This window comes from Ensifer sp. EB106-05-01-XG146 (assembly GCF_058791875.1).
Genome location: NZ_JBYTDX010000001.1, coordinates 282,833 through 306,066 on the forward strand (window position 1 = coordinate 282,833; position 23,234 = coordinate 306,066).

Below are 23,234 nucleotides of genomic sequence, written 5' to 3' on the forward strand. Positions count from 1 at the left end.
TCCTCGATCAGCGGGTGAAGGACTGGGCGTTGCCCGCGTCGACATTGATGATGTTGCCGGTCGATTTCGCCGACATGTCGGAGGCGAGGAAATAGATCGCCTCGGCGATATCCTCGGGGAAGACGCTGAGCTTCAGCATCGAGCGCTCGCGATAATGCGCCTCGAGGTCGTCCACATCCATCTTGTAGGCGGCGGCGCGCTGTTCCTTCCACTCGCCAGTCCAGATCTTCGAGCCGCGCAACACCGCGTCGGGGTTCACGACGTTGACGCGGATCTGCGCGCCAGCCCCTTCGAGCGCCAGGCAGCGGGCGAGGTGGATTTCGGCCGCCTTGGCGGTGCAATAGGCAGATGCGCCGGGGGAGGCGGCAAGACCGTTCTTGGAGGCGACGAAGACGACGTTGCCGCCGGCCTTCTGCTGGCGGAAGATGCGGAAGGCTTCACGCGAGACGAGGAAGTAGCCGGTCGTCAGGATGTCGATGTTCTTGGTCCAGAGCGCCAGCGTCGTGTCTTCGATGGCGGCTGACGAGGCGAGGCCGGCATTGGAGACCAGGATATCGAGGCCGCCGAAGGCGAGCAGAGCGTCGGCAAAACCGCCCTCGACCGCAGCTTCGCTGGTGACGTTCATGCTGACGGAGCGGACGAAATCCTTGCCGTAGCGCTTGGACAGTTCGCCTTCGGCCGCCGCAAGCGCGGTCTCATCGATATCGGCGAGCACGACGCAGGCGCCTTCCTGCATCAGCCGGTTGGCCGTCGCCTTGCCGATACCGCCGGCGCCGCCGGTAACGAGCGCAATGCGGCCGGCGAGGCTCTTCGGCTTCGGCATGCGCTGCAGCTTTGCTTCCTCCAGCAGCCAGTATTCGATGTCGAAGGCTTCCTGTTCCGGCAGGCCGACATAGGTGGAAACGCCGGAGGCGCCGCGCATGACGTTGATGGCGTTGACGTAGAACTCGCCGGAGATGCGGGCGGTAGACTTGTCCTTGGCAAAGGTGATCATACCGACGCCGGGCACGAGATAGACGACCGCGTTCGGGTCGCGCATGGCGGGGCTGTCTTCGTGCTTGCAGCGCTCGTAGTAGGCCGCATAGTCGGCGCGATAGGCGGCGATCGCTTCGGGCAGCGCTGCCAGCGTCTTGTCGACATCGGGACTGGCCGGATCGAAATCGACCACCAGCGGCCGGATCTTGGTGCGCAGGAAATGGTCGGGGCAGCTGGTGCCAAGAGCGGCCAGCGGCTTCAGATCCTTCGACGTGACGAAATCGAGCACGGCCTGGCTGTCGTCGAAATGGCCGACCTTCTTCTCGTCGGCGCTGATCAGCCCGCGGATGACCGGCATCAGCTTGCGGGCGACGTCGGCGCGGGCGGCCGCGTCGAGCGCCGGCTTCACCGCGCCGCCAAAAGCAGGCTTGGTGTTCTCGGCCTCGAACCAGGCGATCGCCTTGTTGATGATCTCGACCGTCGTCTCGTAGGCTTCTTTCGCCGTGTCGCCCCAGGTGAAGAGGCCATGGCTTTCAAGCACCACACCGCGTGCGCGCGGGTTTTCCAGGCAGAACTTTTCCAGCCACAGGCCGAGCTCGTAGCCCGGGCGTTTCCACGGCAGCCAGCCGATGTCGTCGCCGAAGATCTTTGCCGTCAGCTCGCGGCTGTTCTTGGCCGCGGCAATCGCGATGATTGCGTCGGGATGCATGTGGTCGACATGCTTCTTCGGCACGTAGGCATGCAGCGGCGTGTCGATCGAGGCGGCTCGTGGATTGAGGTTGAAAGTGCAGTGCGGCAGGTAGCCGACCATCTCGTCTTCGAACGCGACACCGCGATAAATCGACTTCAGCGCGTTGAGCTTTTCCATGTAGAGAGTGGCAAAACCGTCGAGCTTGATCGTTCCGACGTCGCCGCCCGAACCCTTGACCCAGAGCACCTCGACCGTGCCGCCCCCAAGCGGATCCTTCTCCATCACCTTGGCCGAGGTATTACCGCCGCCGTAATTGGTGATGCGCTTGTCGGAGCCGAGCAGGTTGGAGCGATAGAGCAGGCGCTCGGATTCGCTCATGCCGGCAGCCTTTGCCTCGTCCCAAAGGTTTGCAAGTCGCGCACCCTGCTGCTTGTCGAGCATCTCGAATTTCCTCCCGGTCTGATATCGCGCGGCTTGGCGACCGCGCAGAGATGTGGTTGGCATCAGATCACAGGACTTGAGCGTTAAAGTCAATCAAAAACGATCAAGTTCGCGCATGCCGCGATGCACAATGAAAAAATATGATTGTTTGTGATTGACAATGGTCGATCGTGATGGAAGCATGAACGCCATCGGAGGAACGCATGCACGAGAAAGAAAGACACCGGATCATTCAGTCGGCGGTTCAGGAAAAACCCGTCGTCACCGTCCAGGAACTGGTCGATCTGACCGACAGTTCCGAGGCGACGATCCGGCGCGATATTGCAGCCCTCCACGTGCAGAAGAAGCTGCGACGGGTGCGCGGCGGCGCCGAGGCGATCAATCCGCCACAATTCGTCGGCCTTGCCGGTCGTCCGTTCAAGGTCAACGAGGGCCTGCACGCCCGCGAAAAGCAGGCGATCGCCAAGGAGGCGGTGGCGCTCTGCGAGGATGGCGAGCCGATCATCATCAATGGCGGCACCACGACCTTTCAGATGGTGCATTTCCTCAGCAATCGGCGAATGCAGGTTTTCACCAATTCCTTCCCGATCGCCGAGCATCTTTTGAAGCATTCGAAGAACACGGTGATGCTGTCGGGCGGCACGATCTACCGCGAGCAGAACATCATCCTCAGCCCCTTCGACAATGACGTGACGCGCAATTTCTATGCGCGCCGCATGTTCATGGGGGCACAGGGCTTAGGCCCGCTCGGCCTGATGGAGGCGGATCCGCTGTTGATCCAGGCGGAGCAGAAACTGATCGACCAGGCCGACGAACTCGTCGTGCTGGTGGACTCCTCGAAGTTTCACAAGCGGTCGAGCCTCATCCTTTGCGGGCTGAAGCGGATCGCCACTGTCATTACGGATTCGGGCATCGAGGACAGGCATGCCGCGATGCTTGAAAATGCCGGTGTGCGGCTGGTCGTTGCCAGCTCGAGAGCCGGCACAGATGCGGAGAACATGTCCTCGTCCGCCTGAGGGGTGGGCGAGGAGAGGGGAAGGTGACGCTCACGGCCGGAGGGGCCGGGGCATCGCCAATGGAGGAAATCGCGCCGGTGACGCTTGTCGCGTGCCGGTCATTGGGAGGAAATGAGCATGAAAATCCTGAAGTCACTGATGGTCACGGCCGCCGTTTCGCTGGCGCTGATGGCCAATGCCGCGCATGCGGAAAACAAGAAGATCGCGCTCGTGGTCAAGGCGCTCGGCATCGGCTTCTTCGAAGCCGCCAACAAGGGCGCGCAGGAAGCCGCCAAGGAGCTGGGCGACGTCGAGGTGATCTATACCGGCCCGACGACGACGACCGCCGAAGGCCAGATCGAGGTGATCAACTCGTTGATCGCCCAGAAGGTTGACGCCATCGCCGTTTCCGCCAACGACACCGACGCCCTCGTTCCGGCGCTGAAGAAGGCGATGGATCGCGGCATCAAGGTCATCTCCTGGGACTCAGGCGTCGCCAAGGATGGCCGCCTGATGCACCTGAACCCGTCGTCGAGCCCGCTGATCGGCAACATGATCATCAAGCTCGCCGCCGACAACCTGCCTGAGGGCGGCGATGTCGCGGTGCTTTCAGCAACGGCGACCTCGACCAACCAGAACACCTGGATCGCCGAGATGAAGAAGGTCCAGGGCAACTACAAGGGCATCAATGTCGTCGCGACCGTTTATGGTGACGACCTCGCCGACAAGTCCTATCGCGAAACGCAGGGCCTTATTCAGTCCTATCCGAACCTGAAGGCGATCATCGCGCCGACCTCGGTCGGTATCGTTGCCGCCGCCCAGGCCGTCACCGACGCCGGCAAGATCGGCCAGATCAACGTCACCGGTCTCGGCCTTCCCTCGGAAATGGCCGGCCACGTGAAGTCGGGCGCCTCCAAGTCTTTCGCGATCTGGAACCCGATCGACCTCGGCTACTCCGCAACGATGGTCGCCTACGACCTGATCAACGGTGCCGAAGCCAAGCCGGGTGCTGAACTGAAGATGGGCCGCATGGGTGCCGTCAAGCTCGACGACAACAACGAAGGCGCGATGGCCGACCCGTTCGTCTACGATGCCAAGAATGTCGAGGAATTCGCCAAGATCTTCTGATCCGGCGAAAGCCCCTCATCCGCCTGCCGGTCCCTTCTCCCCGCTTGCAGGGAGAAGGGACAAGCGGCAACGGTTTGCCCCCCTTCCCGACGAGGAGGGAAGAGAGCGGCATGCCCGAGCCTTCTCACCGCATGCGGGGAGAAGGTTAGGGTGAGGGGCAACCCGCGCGGGCGGATACGAGGGCATACGAGGCCCGAACGACTTCGCGTTATCGAAACGACTGAATGGTGGACTGTCTCTTGCTGCAGGATACGCTCACATCGCGGATGAAGCCCGCCATTGCGCTCGAAGGGATCTCGAAGTCCTTTCCCGGGGTGAAGGCGCTCTCTGATGTTTCGCTGGCGCTCTATCCGGGGTCGGTGACCGCGCTGATCGGCGAAAACGGCGCCGGGAAATCGACGCTGGTGAAGATCCTGACCGGCATCTACCAACCGGACGAGGGCACGATCTCCGTCGGTGATCAGGAGGTTCATTTCCCGACGGCGCTGGCGGCCGCACGCGCCGGCGTCACCGCGATCCATCAGGAAACCGTGCTCTTCGATGAGCTCTCGGTCGCGGAGAACATTTTCCTCGGCCACGCCCCGCGCAATCGCTTCGGGCTGATCGACTGGAAGAAGCTCAATGCCGATGCGCGTGCCTTGCTTTCGCGCGCCGGTGCCGATCTCGATCCGACCATCCGCCTGCGCGATCTCGGTATCGCCAAGAAACATCTGGTCGCGATCGCCCGCGCGCTGTCGATCGATGCGCAGGTGGTGATCATGGACGAGCCCACGGCCGCCTTGTCGCACAAGGAAATCCACGAACTCTATGCCCTCGTCGAACGGCTGAAGGCAGACGGCAAGGCGATCCTTTTCATCAGCCACAAGTTCGATGAAATCTTCCGCATCGCCGACCGCTACACGGTGTTTCGCGACGGAACGATGGTCGACGAAGGGCTGATCGCCGATGTCAGCCAGGACGAACTGGTGCGCCTTATGGTTGGCCGCGCTGTCGGTTCGGTTTACCCGAAGAAGGACGTGGCGATCGGCGAACCGGTGCTCACGGTCTCCGGTTACCGCCACCCGACCGAGTTCGAGGACATCAACTTCGAGCTTCGCCGCGGCGAGATCCTCGGCTTCTACGGCCTGGTCGGCGCCGGCCGTTCCGAGTTCATGCAGTCGCTGATCGGCGTCACCCGGCCATCGGCCGGTGCTGTCCGGCTCGATGGCGAGGTGCTGGTGATCCGCAGCCCGTCCGAAGCGATCCGGGCTGGCATCGTCTATGTGCCCGAAGAGCGCGGCCGCCAGGGTGCGATCATTGGCCTGCCGATCTTTCAGAACGTCACGCTGCCGTCGTTGTCGCGCACCTCGCGCTCGGGCTTCCTGAAGCTTGCCAACGAGTTCGCGCTTGCCCGCGAATATACCACGCGCCTCGACCTGCGCGCCGCCTCGCTCGATCAGGATGTCAGCACGCTTTCGGGCGGCAACCAGCAGAAGGTCGTGATCGCCAAGTGGCTGGCGACGAAGCCGAAGGTGATCATTCTCGATGAGCCGACCAAAGGCATCGACATCGGCTCCAAGGCCGCCGTGCACGCCTTCATGAGCGAGTTGGCGGCACAGGGCCTGAGCGTCATCATGGTCTCCTCGGAAATCCCGGAGATCATGGGCATGTCCGACCGCGTCATCGTGATGCGCGAGGGGCGGATCGCCGGGCGCTTCGAGCGCGCCGAACTGACGGCGGAAAAGCTGGTGCGTGCCGCCGCCGGCATTCAGGAGGCCGCGTGATGGCAAACATCCTCAGGAATCGCGAACTGCTGCTGGTCGGTGCGATCGCCGTGCTGCTGGCGCTGATCACCTGGCGTTTCCCGCCCTTCGTCGCGCCCGCGAACCTCGGGCGTGTCTACAACGACACGTCGATCCTGATCATTCTGGCGCTTGGCCAGATGGCGGTGATCCTGACGCGCTGCATCGATCTTTCGATGGCCGCCAACCTCGCGCTCTCGGGCATGGTGGCGGCGATGCTGAACGCCGCCTTTCCGGGCCTGCCGATCCCGCTGATCATCCTTGCGGCAGTTGCGCTCGGCACTTTGCTCGGCATGATCAACGGCGCGCTCGTCTGGAAGCTCGACATTCCGCCGATCGTCGTAACCCTCGGCACGCTCACCATCTATCGCGGCCTGATCTTTCTCTTGAGCGGCGGCAAGTGGATCAATGCCCACCAGATGAGCGACGCCTTCAAGGCATTGCCGCGCGACGAGCTCTTTGGTTTTCCGGTTCTCTCCTGGCTCTCGCTGGTGATGATCGCGCTCGTTTTCCTGCTGATGAGCCGCACGGCGCTCGGACGCGCCTTTTATGCGGTCGGCGGCAATCCGCACGCGGCGGTCTATACCGGCATCGACGTCGGCCGCACCCGCTTCTCGGCCTATTGCCTATCCGGCGCGCTTGCCGGGCTCTCGGGTTATCTTTGGGTGTCGCGTTATGCCGTCGCCTATGTCGACATCGCCGCCGGCTTCGAACTCGACATCATCGCGGCCTGCGTCATCGGCGGCATATCGATCGCCGGCGGCATCGGCACGGTAGCAGGCGCGGTGCTCGGTGCGCTGTTCCTTGGCGTGATCAAGAACGCCTTGCCGGTCATCAATATCTCGCCCTTCGCCCAATTGGCGATTTCGGGCATGGTCATCATTGTCGCTGTTGCCGTCAACGCTCGCGCCGAGCGGCGCAAGGGCCGCGTCATCTTGAGAAAGGCGGAGGCTGTCTGATGGCCGAGACCCACCTTACCCCACGACATATCCCCGATCGGCTGGAAGGCCGCGGCGCGCGCCTGCTGAAGAGCTGGGAAAGCCTGCTGCTTGTCGTCGCCTGCCTCATCTTTCTCGGCAACTCGCTGGCCTCGCCCTACTTCCTCGACCCGTGGAACCTCTCGGACGCGACCTTCAACTTCACCGAAAAGGCGATGATTGCCTTCGCCATGGCGCTGGTGATCATTTCCGGCGAGATCGATCTGTCGGTGGCCTCGATCATCGCGCTCGCCTCGACGGCGATGGGCTATGCCGTGCAACTTGGCTTCGACACGCCGGCGCTGGTGGTGATCGGTCTCTCTGTCGGGCTTCTTTGCGGTGCGATCAACGGCCTCTTGATCACCGGTCTCGGGTTGCCCTCGATCGTGGTGACCATCGGCACCATGAGCCTCTTCCGCGGTCTTTCCTTCATCATCCTCGGCGACCAGGCTTTCACCGGTTATCCCGACAGCTTCTCGTGGTTCGGCCAAGGCTATGTCTGGTGGGTGTTCTCCTTCGAGTTCACGCTCTTCGTTTCCCTCGCGGTCGTCTACGGCGTCGTCTTGCACAAGACAAATTTCGGCCGCGCGGTCTATGCCATCGGCAACAATCAGACGGCGGCGCTCTTCTCCGGCATCCGCGTTGCGCGCATCAAATTCATCCTCTTCCTCCTGACCGGGTTGATGGCCGGGCTTGCCTCGATCTGCCTGACCTCGCGCCTCGGCTCGACGCGCCCGTCGATCGCGCTCGGCTGGGAGCTGGAGGTGGTAACGATGGTGGTACTCGGCGGCGTCAACATTCTCGGTGGCTCCGGCACCATCCCGGGCGTCGTGCTGGCCGCCCTGATCATGGGTATGGTGACCTTCGGTTTCGGCCTGCTCAACGTGCCGGGCATCGTCATGTCGATCTTCATCGGCCTGCTGCTGATCTCGGTGATCGCGCTCCCCATTCTCTGGCGGCGCGCCCGTCAGCGTCTCGCACATTGAGGATCCGATGGAAAAATACGCGTTCCGTATGCGCCTGAACCCAGGCATGGCCGCCGAATACAGGGCGCGGCACGATGCCATCTGGCCGGAACTGGCCACCCTGCTGAAGGAGGCCGGCGTCTCCGACTACTCCATCCATCTGGACGAGGAGACCAGTCTGCTTTTCGGTGTGCTCTGGCGGACCGACGATCACCGCATGGCCGACCTGCCGTCCCATCCCATCATGCAGAAATGGTGGGCCTATATGGCCGATATCATGGAAACCCATGGCGATAACGAACCGGTGGCGGTGCCGCTGACGACCGTTTTCCATTTGGACTGAAAAGATGCGGGTTGTTGGCGTTATCGATATCGGCAAGACCAATGCCAAGGTCGCAGCCGTTGATCTCGACCGTTTCGAGGAGATCGCCGTCCGCAAGACGGCGAATGCGGTGCTGACTGATGGTCTTTATCCGCATTTCGATGTCGAGCGTCTCTGGGCCTTCCTGCTCGAAAGCCTCGCGTCACTCCATGCCGAACACGTCTTCGAGGCGATCTCGATCACCACCCACGGCGCGACCGCCGTCGTGCTCGACGCATCAGGCAACCTGGCGCTTCCGGTGTTGGACTATGAGCACGCCGGTCCCGACAGCCTCGCCGCCGAGTATGATAATGTCAGGCCGCCCTTTTCCGAGACCGGCTCCGCGCGCCTGCCGATGGGCCTCAATGTCGGCGCCCAGCTCTATTGGCAGCAGAAGACCTTTCCCGACGACTTCGCCAGGGTCGCCTCGGTCCTCACCTATGCGCAATATTGGACCTATCGACTGACAGGTACGCTCTGTAACGAGCTGACCTCGCTCGGCTGCCACACGGATCTCTGGAACCCACGGGCAGGGACATTCTCGTCTCTTGTCGAAAGCCAGGGCTGGACGCCCCTCTTCGCACCGGTGTTGAAGGCGAGCGATATCGCCGGAACGCTACTGCCAGAGCTTTGTTCGGCAACGGGCATTGCATCAGGGACCCCCGTCTATTGCGGCATTCACGATTCCAACGCCTCGCTGCTGCCGCATCTCCTGACACGTACCTCGCCCTTCTCGGTGATCTCAACCGGCACCTGGGTGGTGATGCTTGCGGTCGGTGCCGAGGCGAAGGTGCTCGATGAACACCGCGACACGCTGATCAACGTCAACGCGCTTGGCGATCCCGTACCCTCCGCCCGCTTCATGGGCGGCCGCGCCTTCCAGCTTCTGTTGGGGGAGGGGGCGCCCCCTGTGTCGCCGCAAACGGAAGAGGCCGTGGCCGGGGCCGGCCACATGCTGCTGCCGTCCATTCCCGAGGGATCCGGTCCCTTTCCGGCCGCAAAAGCGATCTGGACGACGGACGAACGGGAGCTTGGCCCCGCCGAACGCTTTGTCGTCGTCTCGTTCCATCTGGCGCTGATGACAGCCACCTGTCTCGACCTGATCGGCGCGCGCGGCGATATCGTCGTCGAAGGGCCCTTTGCTTCCAACAGGACCTATCTGCGCATGCTCGCCGCAGCGACGGGCCGGCCGGTCTTTGCCGATCCCCACAATATCACGGGTACGAGCCTCGGTGCTGCGTGTCTGGTTAAGGGATCCGCGGTCAGGACCGGGGTCGAGCCGCTTGCGGGCGAGATCGCGGAGAGCCTCGCCGCCTATGCGCAGGCATGGCAAAAGGCGACGCAGGACCATGTGTGCAAAGAAAAGCGGCCGTAGAACATCCGTCCCCGGCCGCAGAGATGCCTGGTTGTGTCAGTAAGAGACGGGCTAAAGCCCGATCAAAACACAGAGCTGCGCTTTGCCGACCGGTTGTGCTCGATGTTGAGCACGATCGATACTGCCATCATTGTCAGGATTGCTGTGAGTGCGGCGCCAATGCCAAGAACAATCATTGTTCGTTTCCTGTAAGCGCATCGTCATGATGTCGCTTTGCGTGATGCGAAGGTTTCTTCGCGCATGCAGCGCCCACTTCACTTTCGCTTCGATACGCGAGCGCAAGTCGAAGCACAATTCTAAACTCTTGTGATTGAGAACCTGTTGGTTTCGGGCGTGTTTATTACAGTTTTGTTGCAGCGCAAAAATGGCACGTGAAAACACCCTGTGAATTTTAGTGATTCCGATTAGAGGCGAGGGACCGTTAACCTTCAAGCAAGGAATTAACCATAAACATGGTCCCACACGTCGGAATGGGATAATTCACAAGTCTCCTCAAGGCATGATGCCGCCCCGCCGTACCGGTTCCGGTCCGGTATCCATTCTTCACCGAATTTACTTGCGGGATGAACGACAGCAGACGCTTTTCGGCGGAGGCTGATCTCATCGATGTGGCGTGCACGTCCGGTGGACCGTGGCTCTCCCTGATGCTCCCCAGGCAAGTTCCGAACGTGCAGCACCGGGGATCAGCGTTGAGGCAGGAAGCATCGTCAGAACAGGCAAAAAAGGGCCAGGCAGGCAGCCTGCTGGAGCGCCTGCGCTTTGCCGGGCTCGACGACGAGAGCTGCAACCGCGTCCGCGATCACAGGCAAAAGCTTTCTCCCCGGATTGATCAGGCGCTTCGCGACCTCTTCCAGCGCCTCCAGACCTATCCGGACGCCGCCCGCCATTTCGACAGCGACCGCCAGATCGACCGCCTTCAGGATCTTCAGTCGTCGCACTGGAACGTGCTGACCGACGCACGCTTTGACGGGCTTTATGCCGAGCGCATCAAGGTGCTCGCAGACACCGCAAGCCGCATGGGCCTCGACCCGCGCTGGCAGATGGCAAGCCATGCCGTCGTGCTCGAACATCTCATCGTCGGACTGATCGAAGACGCCTGGCCGCGATCCTTCCTGCCGATGGGCAAGGCGCGCCGCCGCGAACTTTGCGAGCTCGTCGCCGCTCTGGTGCGCACGACCTTCGTCGACAGCGAGATCGGCGTTTCGCTCCGCTTCAACGCCCTCCGCCAACAGCACCAGCGGCAGCTCGCCGAGCAGCGCAGCGCCGACGAGCTGGAGGTCAAGGCACTCTTCGGCGACTTTGCCGAAGGCGTGAGTCAGGGTGATCTCGGCGCGCGGTTGCCGGAAACGGCGGTCGAAGCCTATCAGCCGATCGTGGCGAGCCTGAACGCGGCACTCGAACAGATCCAGCAAAGTCTTCAGGCCTCCGATCAGCGCAGCCAGGCTGCCGGGGTACTGGTCGACCGCATGCGCGACGGCGCGACAGCTTTCACGGACAAGGCGAGCGCTGAAGCCGACGCGCTTTCCGGGCAGCTTGCCGTGCTCTCCGACATGGCCGGACGCATGGCGACCGGTTCGGGTCGGATCAGCGCCACGGAAACGAAGGCCAACGAGACCCGCATTGCCGTCGAGCGCAGCGGCGAGATCGCCGGCCAGGCGATTTCCGCCATGGCCGACATCGAGGCGTCGGCCGAAAAGATTGGCCAGATCATCGGCGTCATCGACGAGATCGCCTTCCAGACCAATCTTTTGGCGCTCAACGCCGGCATCGAAGCGGCGCGCGCCGGCGACAGCGGTCGCGGTTTTGCCGTCGTCGCTCAGGAAGTGCGTGCGCTGGCACAGCGCTCCGGCGAAGCGGCGCGCGAAATCAAGCAGCTCGTTTCCGGCACCAAGGCGCAGGTCGAGACCGGCGTCGAGATTGTCGGCCGCACCCAGGACGCGATCAGCAGCATCGTCGAGCAGGTCACGTCGATCAATTCCGCCGTCTCCGGCATCGCCCGCGAGGCGGAGCAGCAGGTCGGCGACCTCCGCGGCGTCGCGACCGAGATCGGCACGATCTCCAGGGGTGTCGAGGCAAGTGCCGCGCTGGCCGGCGAAACCGTCCGTTCGTCGGACGATCTTCATACGGTCATCGTCGAGCTCGGCGAGACCATCCGCCAGTTCCGCCTGGAGCGTCGCCATCCGGCCGCATCGGCGCGTGCCGGCCGCGAGCCCTTCCGTCACACATCCGCCGTCGTTGCCGAAGAGTCGGCCGCACCGTTGTTTGACGACGGGCTGCAGCGGCAGCTCGCCGGTTGGCAGCGCTGATATCAAGGGCAGTAGAGAGTTAGCAGTCGAGGAAGACAGGAATGGCCAGCAAGAAGACCGCCCAGAAGACGCTTAGCCTCGCTCCGGTTTTGGACCTGAATGAGGCAACGGCACTGCACGAGAAGCTGCTCGCGCTCAAGGGCAGCGATATCGTGATCGACGCTTCCGCGGTCGAGCGGGTCGGGACGCTTTGTGTCCAGGTGCTGATGGCCGGCGCCAAGACCTGGGAAGAGGAACATTTGTCTTTCACCTTCAGCAAGGTGTCGGACGCTTTCGAGAAAACGACACAGCTCATCGGGGTCGAGATCGACCACCTGATGGCAAAGGAGATTTGAGAAAATGAAGAAGCGAGTTCTGACGGTCGACGACTCCCGGACGATCCGAAACATGCTGCTGGTTACGCTGAACAATGCCGGTTTCGAAACGATTCAGGCCGAAGACGGCGTCGAAGGCCTTGAGGTCCTGGAAGAAGCCAATCCGGACGTGATCGTCACCGACATCAACATGCCGCGTCTCGACGGCTTCGGCTTCATCGAAGGCGTGCGCAAGAACGATCGCTACCGCGCCATTCCGATCCTGGTACTGACCACCGAAAGCGACGCGGAGAAGAAGAACCGCGCGCGTCAGGCGGGTGCAACCGGCTGGATCGTCAAGCCGTTCGACCCGACCAAACTCATCGATGCAATCGAGCGCGTAACGGCCTGAAGTCCGGGGATAGCCTCCAATGGATATGAACGAAATCAAAGAGATCTTCTTCCAGGAATGCGAGGAACAACTCGCCGAACTGGAATCGGGTCTGCTGAAGCTCAATGATGGCGACCGCGACCCGGAAACGGTCAATGCCGTTTTCCGTGCGGTGCACTCCATCAAGGGTGGCGCCGGCGCCTTCGGGCTGGACGACCTCGTCTCCTTCGCGCACGTGTTCGAGACGACCCTTGATTGCGTTCGTTCCAATAGGCTCGATCCCGGACCGGAAGTTCTGAAGGTGATGCTGAAGTCGGCCGACGTACTCGCCGACCTCACCAACGCTGCGCGCGATGGCGGCAGCGTCGACGAGGCGCGCAGCCGCCAGCTGATCAAGGAACTCGAGGCGCTCGCAAACGGCGAAGTTCCACAGGCGTCGGCAGCGCCGGCCGAACCGGTTGCCAAGCCCGTCGCTGCCGTGGCTCCGCCGCCCGTCAACGACGAAGGCTTCCAGCCGGTCGCCTTCTCCTTCGATGACTTCGACGCGGCTGAAGAGCCGCCGCTGATGGAAATGCCCACCTACGAGATCGTCTTCAAGCCGAAGTCCGATCTCTACGCCAAGGGCAACGAGGCAACGCTGCTTCTGCGCGACCTCTCGCGCCTTGGCGAGATGAGCATCCATTGCGACATGGGCGCACTGCCGACGCTCGATCGGCTGAGCCCGGAGAGCGCCTATTTCTTCTGGAAGATCTCGCTCAAGACCGACAAGGGCGAGGACGCGATCCGCACGGTTTTCGAATTCGCCGAGTGGGATTGCGACCTGGAAATTTCGCTGGTCGAAGACGAGGCGACGCAGTCGGGCGAAGAGCTGCCGATGCAGCCCGTTCCCTTCGACCTGTCGATCCTTGACGACGAACCGGCGGTATCGGTCGGTGTCGTCGAGGAAGAAGAACAGCTTGCCTCCCAGCAGCAGGATCGCGACGCCGCGGTTTCAGCCGCCGGCACGGCCAGCAACGTGCTGCAGATGGCGCAGTCCGCCGCCCGCGCACCGGCTGAGAAGGCAGCTCCCGCGGCCAGCGCCGCCGCCCAGAGCGCTGCCGCCCAGCAGGCCGCTGCATCGGCTGCAACGCCGACCATTCGCGTCGATCTCGATCGCGTCGACCGCCTGATCAACCTTGTCGGCGAACTCGTGATCAATCAGGCGATGCTCTCGCAGAGCGTCGTCGAGAACGACACAAACGGCACGTCCTCGATCAACATGGGCCTCGAAGAGCTGCAGCAGCTCACCCGCGAGATCCAGGATTCGGTGATGGCGATCCGCGCCCAGCCGGTGAAGCCTGTCTTCCAGCGTATGTCGCGTATCGTTCGCGAAATCGCCGACATGACCGGCAAGTCGGTCCGCCTGATCACCGAAGGCGAGAACACCGAAGTCGACAAGACCGTCATCGACAAGCTCGCCGAGCCGCTGACCCATATGATCCGCAACGCGGTCGACCACGGCCTCGAAACGCCGGAGAAGCGCCTTGCCGCCGGCAAGAGCGCCGAAGGCACGGTGCGCCTGACGGCGAAGCACCGTTCCGGCCGCATCGTCATCGAGCTTGCCGACGACGGTGCCGGCATCAACCGTGAGAAGGTGCGCCAGAAGGCGATCGACAACGACCTGATCGCCGCCGACGCCAACCTCTCGGACGAAGAGATCGACAACCTTATCTTCCACGCCGGCTTCTCGACGGCCGACAAGATCTCCGACATCTCCGGCCGCGGCGTCGGCATGGACGTGGTCAAGCGCTCGATCCAGGCGCTCGGCGGTCGCATCAACATCTCCTCGAAGCCGGGCCACGGTTCGGTCTTCACCATGAGCCTGCCGCTGACGCTCGCCGTTCTCGACGGCATGGTGGTCACCGTCGCCAACCAGACACTCGTCGTGCCGCTGACCGCGATCGTCGAAACACTGCAGCCGGAAGCCGCAGCGATCCATTCCTTCGGCTCCAACCAGCGGCTGATCTCGATCCGCAACTCCTTCTGCCCGCTCGTCGACGTCGGCCGGATCCTGAATTTCCGTGCCATCCAGGCGAACCCGGTCGAAGGCGTCGCCCTGCTCGTCGAATCGGAAGGTGGCGGCCAGCGCGCCCTGATGGTCGATGCGATCCAGGGGCAGCGCCAGGTGGTGATCAAGAGCCTCGAGGCCAACTACACCCACGTGCCGGGTATCGCCGCCGCGACCATTCTCGGTGACGGCCGCGTGGCGCTCATCCTCGATGTCGACGCGATCGTCGCCGCCTCGCGCGGGCATTCGCTGAAACCTGAAATGTCACTGGCTGCAGTCGGATAATGACAATGACCTATGCCGCAAGAAATCTGACCACGGACGGACGGGAGCTGATCGCTTTCCGCGTCGGCGATCAGGAATTCTGCGTAAACATCATGCAGGTGCGCGAGATCCGTGGCTGGACGCCTGCGACATCCATGCCGCATGCGCCATCCTATGTGCTCGGTGTCATCAACCTTCGCGGTGCGGTGCTGCCGATCGTCGATCTCTCGGCCCGGCTCGGCATGACGCCGGCCGACCCGACCGTGCGTCACGTCATCATCGTTGCGCAGGTCAAGAGCCAGGTCGTCGGCCTGCTTGTGGATGCCGTCTCCGACATCCTGACGATCACCGACGACAAGATCCAGCCGACGCCGGATGTCATCTCGTCGGAGTTCGAAAAGAGCTTCGCGCGCGGTGTGCTTGCGATCGAAGGCCGGATGATCTGTCTCATTGAACTCGAAGCGATCTTCCCGCAGGAAGAAAGGGAAGCCGCATGAGAAGTCAGCCCGTCGCTGAACAGAAACTGTCGCCGGACGAGTGCCTAGCGAGCGGCGAGTATCCGTTGACCCGCCGCGATCTTACCGAGATCGCTGCGATGATCTATGCGGATGCCGGCATCTATCTCAACGAGACCAAGGCGTCGCTTGTTTATTCGCGGCTGTCGAAGCATATCCGCAATCTCGGGCTCAAGGGCTTCCGCGAATATTGCCAGCTGGTCGCTTCGCCCGCCGGTGCGGCTGCGCGGCGCGACATGCTTTCGCATCTGACCACCAACTTCACGCGGTTCTTCCGCGAGAACCATCACTTCGAGCACCTGAAGACCGACGTGCTGCCGGAGCTCATCGCGCGCGCTAAGGCCGGCGGCCGGGTGCGCATCTGGTCGGCCGCCTGCTCGGACGGCCAGGAGCCCTATTCGATTGCGCTGACGGTTCTGTCGCTGCTGCCGAATGCGGCCGACTACGACTTCCGGATCCTGGCAACCGACATCGACCCGAAGATCCTGGCGCTCGCCCGCGCCGGTGCCTACGACGCAACCGCGCTCGAAACCGTCAATCCGGCCATGCGCAAGCAATATTTCTCCGAGGTCAACAGCGGCGGCCGCTTCAAGTGGCAGGTCGACGATCGGGTCAAGCGGCTGATCACCTTCAACGAACTGAACCTGATGGCGCAATGGCCGTTCAAGGGGCCGTTCGACGTTATCTTCTGCCGCAACGTCGTCATCTATTTCGACGAGCCGACGCAGATGAAGATCTGGTCGCGCTTCGCCGGCATGCTGAACACCAACGGTCACCTTTATATCGGCCATTCCGAACGGGTGTCCGGTGACGCGAAGGCGCACTTCGACAACATCGGCATCACCACCTACCGCCACACCGGCAAATTTCATGGAGGACGGGCATGACCACTCCCGCTCGCGTTCTCGTCGTTGACGACTCCGCCACAATGCGTGGCCTGATTACAGCCGTGCTCAACGCGGATCCAGACGTGACCGTCGTCGGCCAGGCGGCCGACGCCATGGAAGCGCGCCAGGCGATCAAGCAACTCGATCCCGATGTCGTCACCCTCGACATCGAAATGCCGAACATGAACGGCCTCGAATTCCTCGACAAGATCATGCGGTTGCGGCCGATGCCGGTCATCATGGTCTCGACGCTTACCCACAAGGGCGCTGAAGCCACGATCGCAGCACTCGAGATCGGCGCCTTCGATTGTGTCGGCAAGCCGCATCCGGGCGATCCCCATCCCTTTGCCGGTCTCGTCGACAAGGTAAAGGCGGCCGCCCGCTCGCAGCGCAAGTTCATCATCACCGGCAATAAGGTCGCGGCGCCGACTCCGGCCAATGCAAATACGGCGTCCGAGTACCGAGCCGGCCGCAAGATCATCGCCATCGGCGCCTCGACAGGCGGCGTTGAAGCCCTGATCACGGTACTGCAGAAGTTCCCGGCCAATTGCCCGCCGACGGTCATCACGCAGCACATGCCGCACACCTTCACCAAGAGCTTCGCGGAGCGGCTGAACCGTCTCTGCGCGCCGGCGGTGCAGGAGGCGACGGACGGCGCGCGGCTCGAAATCGGCAAGGTCTACCTGGCGCCCGGTGGCGAGCGCCATCTGCAGGTCGCCAACCCGACGGCACCCTGCTGCCGCCTGGTTGACCGCGACCCGGTCAACGGGCATCGGCCCTCGGTCGACGTGCTGTTCGATTCAGTCGCCGAGCTTGCCGGACGCAATGCAATCGGTGTCATTCTGACCGGCATGGGGCGCGACGGCGCCTCCGGTCTCCTGAAAATGCGGCATGCCGGAGCAAAGACCTTCGGCCAGAACGAAAAGACATGTGTCGTCTACGGCATGCCGAGAGTCGCCTATGAATTGGGCGCCGTTGAAACCCAGCTCCCCCTCGGATCCATCGGGGAGGAGGTCCTGAAAGCAGCGGCGCTCCGCAAGGAAGGAAGCGAATAATGTCCATCGCCGAAAAAATCAAAGTTCTGATCGTCGACGATCAGGTGACGAGCCGCCTGCTCCTGGGTGACGCCCTGCAGCAGCTCGGCTTCAAGCAGATCACCGCCGCTGGTGACGGGGAGCAGGGCATGAAGATCATGGCTCAGAACCCGCACCACCTCGTGATCTCTGACTTCAACATGCCGAAGATGGACGGGCTCGGCCTGCTGCAGGCTGTCCGCTCCAACCCGGCGACCAAGAAGGCGGCCTTCATCATCCTGACGGCCCAGGGCGACCGTGCCCTGGTTCAGAAGGCAGCGGCCCTCGGTGCCAACAACGTTCTGGCCAAGCCCTTCACCATCGAAAAGATGAAGGCTGCGATCGAAGCCGTATTCGGGGCGCTCAAATGAACATGGAAGCCGCCGGCAAGCGCGTGCATGTCATCCAGGGTGAGTACAAGGTCTTCAACGATCCGAACATCGTGCTGTCGACCATTCTCGGTTCCTGTGTGGCAGCCTGCATGCGCGATCCCGTGGCCGGCGTCGGCGGCATGAATCACTTCCTGCTGCCAGGTTCCGCGACGTCGCCCATGTCCGGCGGCGACGCGACCCGCTACGGGGTCCACCTCATGGAATTGCTCATCAACGGTCTCCTGAAACAGGGCGCCCGGCGAGATCGTCTCGAAGCCAAGATCTTCGGCGGCGCCAAGACGATCGCGCGGTTTTCCAATGTCGGCGAACAGAACGCCGCCTTCGCGCGCCAGTTCCTGCTCGACGAGGGCATCCGCATCGTCGGCGAGAGCACCGGCGGCGAGCACGGCCGCAAGCTCGAATACTGGCCGTCGTCTGGCCGCGCCCGGCAATACGCCCTGACCGGCGTCGAGACGCAGCGCACGGTGCAACTGGAGGAACGCCCGATCGTCGCGCCGAAGCCGGCCGAAAGCTCCATCGAATTCTTCTGATGCTGCGAGGCAGGCGCCTCGCAGGCCTGAAATACGACTTCTACCGCAGCCCCGAGCCACGTGAGACATACACATGCAGACCGACTACCTGGGCCACATGCCGCACGTGGAAGAAGCGCTCCCCGAAGTGCTGATGCGCATCGTCACCGAATTGCATGACGTCGCCTATCTGATCGAGCGGATCGAGCCGCAACTGGCCGGTGACCACGGCGCCGATGCGCTTGCCAATCCCGACAAGATGATGGTGCTGCAGGGCATCGACCTTGCCGTGCAGAAGACCCGCGGTCTGGCCGAGTTCATCGACACGATTACCGCATCGATCCCGGACGCCTGGATGGTCGACGTCACCACGGCCGTCAATCTGGTAAAGCTTGCCGATATGAAAAAGGCACTTGGCAACGGCATGTTGCGCCACGGCCACTCCCAACCGCTGACGAAGGCGGCCGGTGATTTCGAAGCGTTCTGACGCTCCCAGAGAGCCTCGCAGGACGCGGGTTCAAGAAACATCCATTTAAAATCAATGGCTTGCTGTACCGAATTCTGACGCGGCCGCGACTTTGCGCGCAGGTTTGGCTGCGTCCGGCGGTCCGTTTCGCCCCAGTGCATAAGTTTTGCGGCGGCGCCTCCGCCGCTTCGGTCGGGCGCATCAAGCCAAGTTCGCGCAAGTTTCGTTTCCTACGGTCCGGATCGGGACTGGTGGATTCGCGCGCATTGGAAGTCGATACTCGGCATGTCGATACCCAGAAAACCCGAATGTTGGAACTGCGCAGGGCGCTCGGCCGATGATCGGCCCATTGACCTTGCGATACTGGGTGCGGAAACAGAATGAGTCTGTTGGATCAACTCTCGACGTTCACGAAGAACCTGAGCAGTCTCGGGCAAGGCAAGCTGATCGCGTTGGCGGCGGCTGGCATTGTCGCGGTCGGCATGGTGCTCGGGGCCGGAATTTACGTCAACAGACCCTCGTTCGAGACGCTCTACGTCGGGCTCGAACGCAGCGATGTCACCCAGATCAGCATCGCGCTGGCCGAGGCCAACATCGACTTCAATGTCGGGGCTGACGGCGCCAGTCTGCAGGTTCCCGTTGGCATGACCAGCAAGGCGCGCCTGCTGCTCGCCGAGCGTGGCCTGCCGAGCAGCGCCAATGCCGGTTATGAACTCTTCGACAATGTCGGCTCGCTCGGCCTCACCTCCTTCATGCAGGAAGTGACCCGCGTGCGTGCCCTCGAAGGCGAAATCGGCCGCACCATCCAGCAGATTTCCGGTATCGCCGCCGCCCGCGTCCACATCGTGATGCCGGAGCGCGGCAGCTTCCGCAAGGCAGACCAGAACCCCACAGCCTCGGTCATGATTCGCGCCAGCGCCACGGTCGGCCGCAGCGCCGCCGCTTCGATCCGTCATCTCGTCGCCTCGTCCGTACCGGGGCTCGACGTCGATGACGTGACCGTGCTCGATTCGACCGGGCAGCTTCTCGCATCGGGCGACGATCCGGCCAACAGCGCCCTCAACCAGTCGCTCGGCGTCGTCCAGAACGTCCAGACCGAGCTTGAGAAGAAGATCGACAACGCGCTCGCTCCGTTCCTCGGCATGGACAACTTCCGTTCGAGCGTCACGGCACGTCTGAACACCGACACGCAGCAGATCCAGGAAACGGTGTTCGATCCGGAATCGCGGGTCGAACGCTCTACCCGCGTGACCAAGGAAGAGCAGAAGTCCAGCCAACAGCAACCGGACAATGCAGCGACGGTGCAGCAGAACATTCCTCAGGCCGCCCCGAAGGGCGGTGCCGGCCCGCAGTCGAGCGACCAGGCCGAGAAGAAGGAAGAGCAGACCAACTACGAGATCAACAGCAAGACGATCGCCACCGTCAAGAACAGCTATACGGTCGAGCGGCTCTCCGTTGCCGTCGTCGTCAACCGCGGCCGCCTGGCAGCGATGGTCGGCGAACCGGCCGATCAGGCCAAGATCGACGCCTATCTCGCTGACATGCAGAAGATCGTCGCTTCGGCTGCCGGCCTCGATACCAACCGCGGCGACGTCGTGACCCTGACCGCCATGGACTTCGTCGAGACGCAGCTGCTCGACCAGGCGGTGGCCGGTCCCGGTGTGATGGAGACGCTCACTCGCAATCTCGGCGGTATCATCAACGCGCTCGCCTTCATCGTCGTCGCCTTCCTGGTGGTCTGGATGGGCATGCGGCCCCTGGCACGCCAGCTCGGTCTCGGTGGCGGTGCCGGTCAGATCCAGGGCGAAGCAGCCGGCCTCGAACTGCCCGACTTCTCTCCGGCCAATGCCGGTGCCGGTGGCGCGCTCATGGACGGCTTCGGCTCGGACTTCGGCTTCGACAGCACCGACGACCTGCTCAGCATGGGCGACGACAGCGGCGGCTTCAACCGCCGCGTCAAGGAAGGTCCGGAACGGCGCCTGGCCCGCATGGTCGAGATCAGCGAAGAGCGCGCGGCGAAGATCCTGCGCAAGTGGGCTCTCGACAAGGCGGCCTGACACTCAGAAAACAGCTTTGGAATTTCTTGCAAATCCCGCCCTCGTGGCGGGATTTTTCTTGTCCCCGCTGCCTGTGATCGCGCTTGCGGTGGATTTCGATGTTGGGAGCAAATATTGCGGGAGTCCGGCCGCCGGTTTTCATCTGGCTTCAAAATTGCTTCAAGTTTCGAAGGGAGCTCACGTGAGTCCCGGTGGAATCCCGGATGGTAATGTTTTAACGATATCTTAATTTATAGATTCCGTGCGCCCGCATGACGTGCATTGTGCTGTGTCATCTACTATGACGGTTTCGAGCAATACAGAGTTAAATCGAAATATATCTTTGTTATAGCCGAAATTAATTCTATGGCTTTCACAATTTATATATCGGTAAAATGAGCGTTGTCTGAAAATGGGCTGGTGCATTTGAGCAACAGCTATGAAAACAAAGTATAATATCGTGCGAATTCGAAATTCTCTGAACGCGCAGAACCGTCCTTTTTTGGGATGAAATTCCGGTGCTTTCCACTTGCAACGCTGCATCGGATCCCGCCTGAGGCGCGGAAATTGTGGATTTTCAGGAGAAAAATCTCTGCTTTTCAATGTGTTGCGATGCCGCGCCGGTTCTGGCAGTGGCGCAGGGGCGTTGGCAGGGGTGACTGATCACGAATCGCGACATGCCAGCGGCACGAAGTAAATAGCCAGAAGAGGGCGATGTTTTTTTTCTCGCGTCGATGTACATTTTTAGCAGTTGATTCGTGTCCTGATCTGCGACTGGTGGTGATATTCGGCTTCGGCCGGCTGTTGGCGGCGGCAGCGCAAATGCAGTTCCGGGATGTGGATCCGGCACAGGGGCTGAACTCATGGACATTTCGCAAGCAGACATTGCTGTCTGGCCTTTGCCGACGGCACCGACACGCGCACGCGGCGGCGGGTTTTCGCGCGAGCAGCTTTTGCGACGACTGGGCGAAGTCGCCGGGCGCGGTGCTCTCGGAAGCGGCCTTTCGGCGCTGACGGAATATGTCGGCGCAAGCCATTATCTGTTGGCGCGCTATGATCTGTCACAGGACAGCGGTCTCGACCATGTGGTCTGCTCGGACTGGCCTTTCGACGTCGTCCGGCGGCTTTCGGGTGTGATCACGGCGCTTCATGCCAAGACCACCGAACTGGAAAAGTGCCTCGCAGTGTTGCAGCCGTGTTTTCATGCGCTGCCAGACAATACCGAGCTTCCGCGCGGCATCAGCCGCGAATATTGCGCGATCACCTTCAATGTCGGGCGCCTGCGTTTCTCCCTGATGCTCCTGGTCCCGGAAGACGTGATCCTGTCGCAGGAGAGCCTGCGTGACGTGACGTTGCTGGCGGGCTATCTGGCAAGCTTCACCACGCGCGCCGAAGTCCGCCATGACCGCGATTTCGAGCTTACGGAGCGCGAACTCGAGTGCCTGTTCTGGATTGCCGAAGGCAAGACGAGCGAAGAGATCGCAGTGATCCTCGGCATTTCGCGCAACACCATCAACAACTACATCACCAGCGTCATGCGCAAGACTGCGACCAGGACGCGGTCGGAAGCGATTGCCTACGCGGTGCGCAACAATCTTGTGTAAGGGACGGGCGCGATGACGCATTTTCTTGGCGGCGGGCGGATCGAGGACGAGCAGAAGCTCGCGAGGAACGGCAACCGCGCCGCGCGAGCGGCCACCTTGGTCACGCGCCTGCAAGCCATGCAGCGTCAGATCAACGCCAAGCACTTTGCAGTCCTGCGGCTCAACGGCAAGGGAACCGGCAGCGCCCGAAAGCTCACCTGTGTCCTCGACAACTGGGGCGTCGCTGCCGAAGCGAACGCCCATGATCTCGTCAATGCCTATGGCGAAGAACTCGTCGCTCATCTCGACCAGTCGCTGCTGCCGGTCCTTTGGGACGGCGCCGGCGAGCACCAGGCGGCAGAGCTTTCCGAGCTGGCGCCTTTCGCGCATCGCCTGAAGGGCCGCAAGCTTCCCTATTCCGGCATCGCCTTTCCCGTCAGGCTCGGCGCCCAGGGCAACGGCTATGTCGTCTTCGCAGGCAGCTATGTGGATGCCTCCACCGAGCAGGTGGTCGATCTGCACGGCCGCAGCTGCATGATCATGACCGATCTGCTGGCGGCCGACGAGAAGCGTGTCGCACCGGCGGAAACCTTGAGCGACCGCGAGATCGCCTGCCTGCAGATGGCGGGCGACGGTCACATCAGCGAAGAGATCGCCGAGCGCATGGGACTTTCGGTCCACACGGTCAACGCCTATCTGGGCGCGGCGACGACGAAGCTCGATTCGGTCAACCGCATCCAGGCGATCGCCAAGGCAATCCGCCTCGGCTACATCAGCTGACTC

General features: G+C 62.3%; 21 protein-coding genes. 20 read left to right on the forward strand and 1 reads right to left on the reverse strand.

Translation table 11 applies throughout. The annotated features are described in order from the left end of the window. Positions 1 to 7: 7 nt before the first annotated feature. Positions 8 to 2,107: a bifunctional rhamnulose-1-phosphate aldolase/short-chain dehydrogenase gene (locus AC3WVQ_RS01305; RefSeq protein WP_110818522.1), complete on the reverse strand. Its 2,100-nt coding sequence runs from the start codon at positions 2,105 to 2,107 to the stop codon at positions 8 to 10. A gap of 203 nt (positions 2,108 to 2,310) precedes the next feature. Here AC3WVQ_RS01305 and AC3WVQ_RS01310 point away from each other — a divergent pair, with 203 nt between their 5' ends. The 20 genes from AC3WVQ_RS01310 (at position 2,311) to visR (ending at position 23,231) form a co-directional block, all read left to right on the forward strand. After that, positions 2,311 to 3,123, forward strand: a complete 813-nt coding sequence (locus AC3WVQ_RS01310) for a DeoR/GlpR family DNA-binding transcription regulator (protein WP_034796966.1) — start codon at positions 2,311 to 2,313, stop codon at positions 3,121 to 3,123. 117 nt (positions 3,124 to 3,240) lie between these two features. Beyond that, the gene (gene rhaS / locus AC3WVQ_RS01315) at positions 3,241 to 4,230 is read left to right on the forward strand and encodes a rhamnose ABC transporter substrate-binding protein (protein WP_060522260.1); all 990 of its coding nucleotides are present in this window, start codon (positions 3,241 to 3,243) and stop codon (positions 4,228 to 4,230) included. Positions 4,231 to 4,496: 266 nt separating this feature from the next. Beyond that, positions 4,497 to 5,993 (forward strand): sugar ABC transporter ATP-binding protein, encoded by a 1,497-nt coding sequence (locus AC3WVQ_RS01320; RefSeq protein ID WP_110818591.1) that lies wholly within the window; start codon positions 4,497 to 4,499, stop codon positions 5,991 to 5,993. Beyond that, positions 5,990 to 6,970 carry an ABC transporter permease gene (locus tag AC3WVQ_RS01325; protein WP_089043323.1) on the forward strand — a complete coding sequence of 327 codons (981 nt, stop codon included), beginning with the start codon at positions 5,990 to 5,992 and terminating at the stop codon, positions 6,968 to 6,970. The genes AC3WVQ_RS01320 and AC3WVQ_RS01325 overlap by 4 nt, the downstream gene beginning before the upstream one ends. After that, entirely contained in the window at positions 6,970 to 7,974 is a 1,005-nt protein-coding gene (locus AC3WVQ_RS01330) for an ABC transporter permease (protein WP_060522257.1), read from the forward strand. Before AC3WVQ_RS01325 ends, AC3WVQ_RS01330 begins: the two co-directional genes overlap by 1 nt. A gap of 7 nt (positions 7,975 to 7,981) precedes the next feature. Next, positions 7,982 to 8,296: an L-rhamnose mutarotase gene (rhaM, locus tag AC3WVQ_RS01335; RefSeq protein ID WP_034796960.1), complete on the forward strand. Its 315-nt coding sequence runs from the start codon at positions 7,982 to 7,984 to the stop codon at positions 8,294 to 8,296. Between the two features lie 4 nt (positions 8,297 to 8,300). Then, the gene (locus tag AC3WVQ_RS01340; RefSeq protein WP_192370667.1) at positions 8,301 to 9,689 is read left to right on the forward strand and encodes an FGGY-family carbohydrate kinase; all 1,389 of its coding nucleotides are present in this window, start codon (positions 8,301 to 8,303) and stop codon (positions 9,687 to 9,689) included. Positions 9,690 to 10,378: 689 nt separating this feature from the next. Beyond that, on the forward strand, positions 10,379 to 11,995 hold the full coding sequence (locus AC3WVQ_RS01345) for a globin-coupled sensor protein (RefSeq protein WP_110818519.1): 1,617 nt from the start codon (positions 10,379 to 10,381) through the stop codon (positions 11,993 to 11,995). A 41-nt stretch (positions 11,996 to 12,036) separates the two neighbouring features. Next, positions 12,037 to 12,330, forward strand: a complete 294-nt coding sequence (locus AC3WVQ_RS01350; protein ID WP_034796954.1) for an STAS domain-containing protein — start codon at positions 12,037 to 12,039, stop codon at positions 12,328 to 12,330. A gap of 4 nt (positions 12,331 to 12,334) precedes the next feature. After that, positions 12,335 to 12,700 (forward strand): response regulator, encoded by a 366-nt coding sequence (locus AC3WVQ_RS01355; RefSeq protein WP_025425897.1) that lies wholly within the window; start codon positions 12,335 to 12,337, stop codon positions 12,698 to 12,700. Positions 12,701 to 12,719: 19 nt separating this feature from the next. Further along, the gene (locus tag AC3WVQ_RS01360) at positions 12,720 to 15,011 is read left to right on the forward strand and encodes a chemotaxis protein CheA (protein WP_034796950.1); all 2,292 of its coding nucleotides are present in this window, start codon (positions 12,720 to 12,722) and stop codon (positions 15,009 to 15,011) included. A 5-nt stretch (positions 15,012 to 15,016) separates the two neighbouring features. After that, complete coding sequence (locus tag AC3WVQ_RS01365) at positions 15,017 to 15,487, forward strand: chemotaxis protein CheW (RefSeq protein ID WP_090294973.1); 471 nt, start codon at positions 15,017 to 15,019, stop codon at positions 15,485 to 15,487. Next, positions 15,484 to 16,392 (forward strand): protein-glutamate O-methyltransferase, encoded by a 909-nt coding sequence (locus AC3WVQ_RS01370; RefSeq protein WP_492382579.1) that lies wholly within the window; start codon positions 15,484 to 15,486, stop codon positions 16,390 to 16,392. The genes AC3WVQ_RS01365 and AC3WVQ_RS01370 overlap by 4 nt, the downstream gene beginning before the upstream one ends. Further along, positions 16,389 to 17,447 (forward strand): protein-glutamate methylesterase/protein-glutamine glutaminase, encoded by a 1,059-nt coding sequence (locus AC3WVQ_RS01375; RefSeq protein ID WP_110818518.1) that lies wholly within the window; start codon positions 16,389 to 16,391, stop codon positions 17,445 to 17,447. The genes AC3WVQ_RS01370 and AC3WVQ_RS01375 overlap by 4 nt, the downstream gene beginning before the upstream one ends. After that, a complete protein-coding gene (locus tag AC3WVQ_RS01380) occupies positions 17,447 to 17,836 on the forward strand; it encodes a response regulator (protein ID WP_025425902.1) in 390 nt (129 codons plus the stop codon). Before AC3WVQ_RS01375 ends, AC3WVQ_RS01380 begins: the two co-directional genes overlap by 1 nt. Next, on the forward strand, positions 17,833 to 18,387 hold the full coding sequence (gene cheD, locus AC3WVQ_RS01385; protein WP_034796938.1) for a chemoreceptor glutamine deamidase CheD: 555 nt from the start codon (positions 17,833 to 17,835) through the stop codon (positions 18,385 to 18,387). The genes AC3WVQ_RS01380 and cheD overlap by 4 nt, the downstream gene beginning before the upstream one ends. Positions 18,388 to 18,460: 73 nt before the next feature. Next, positions 18,461 to 18,853, forward strand: a complete 393-nt coding sequence (gene cheT, locus AC3WVQ_RS01390) for a chemotaxis protein CheT (protein ID WP_034796935.1) — start codon at positions 18,461 to 18,463, stop codon at positions 18,851 to 18,853. A gap of 359 nt (positions 18,854 to 19,212) precedes the next feature. After that, positions 19,213 to 20,889: a flagellar basal-body MS-ring/collar protein FliF gene (fliF, locus tag AC3WVQ_RS01395; RefSeq protein WP_034796933.1), complete on the forward strand. Its 1,677-nt coding sequence runs from the start codon at positions 19,213 to 19,215 to the stop codon at positions 20,887 to 20,889. Between the two features lie 842 nt (positions 20,890 to 21,731). Further along, positions 21,732 to 22,472: a transcriptional regulator VisN gene (gene visN, locus AC3WVQ_RS01400; protein ID WP_034796931.1), complete on the forward strand. Its 741-nt coding sequence runs from the start codon at positions 21,732 to 21,734 to the stop codon at positions 22,470 to 22,472. Between the two features lie 12 nt (positions 22,473 to 22,484). Continuing rightward, positions 22,485 to 23,231: a transcriptional regulator VisR gene (visR, locus tag AC3WVQ_RS01405; RefSeq protein WP_060522253.1), complete on the forward strand. Its 747-nt coding sequence runs from the start codon at positions 22,485 to 22,487 to the stop codon at positions 23,229 to 23,231. Positions 23,232 to 23,234 lie beyond the last annotated feature (3 nt).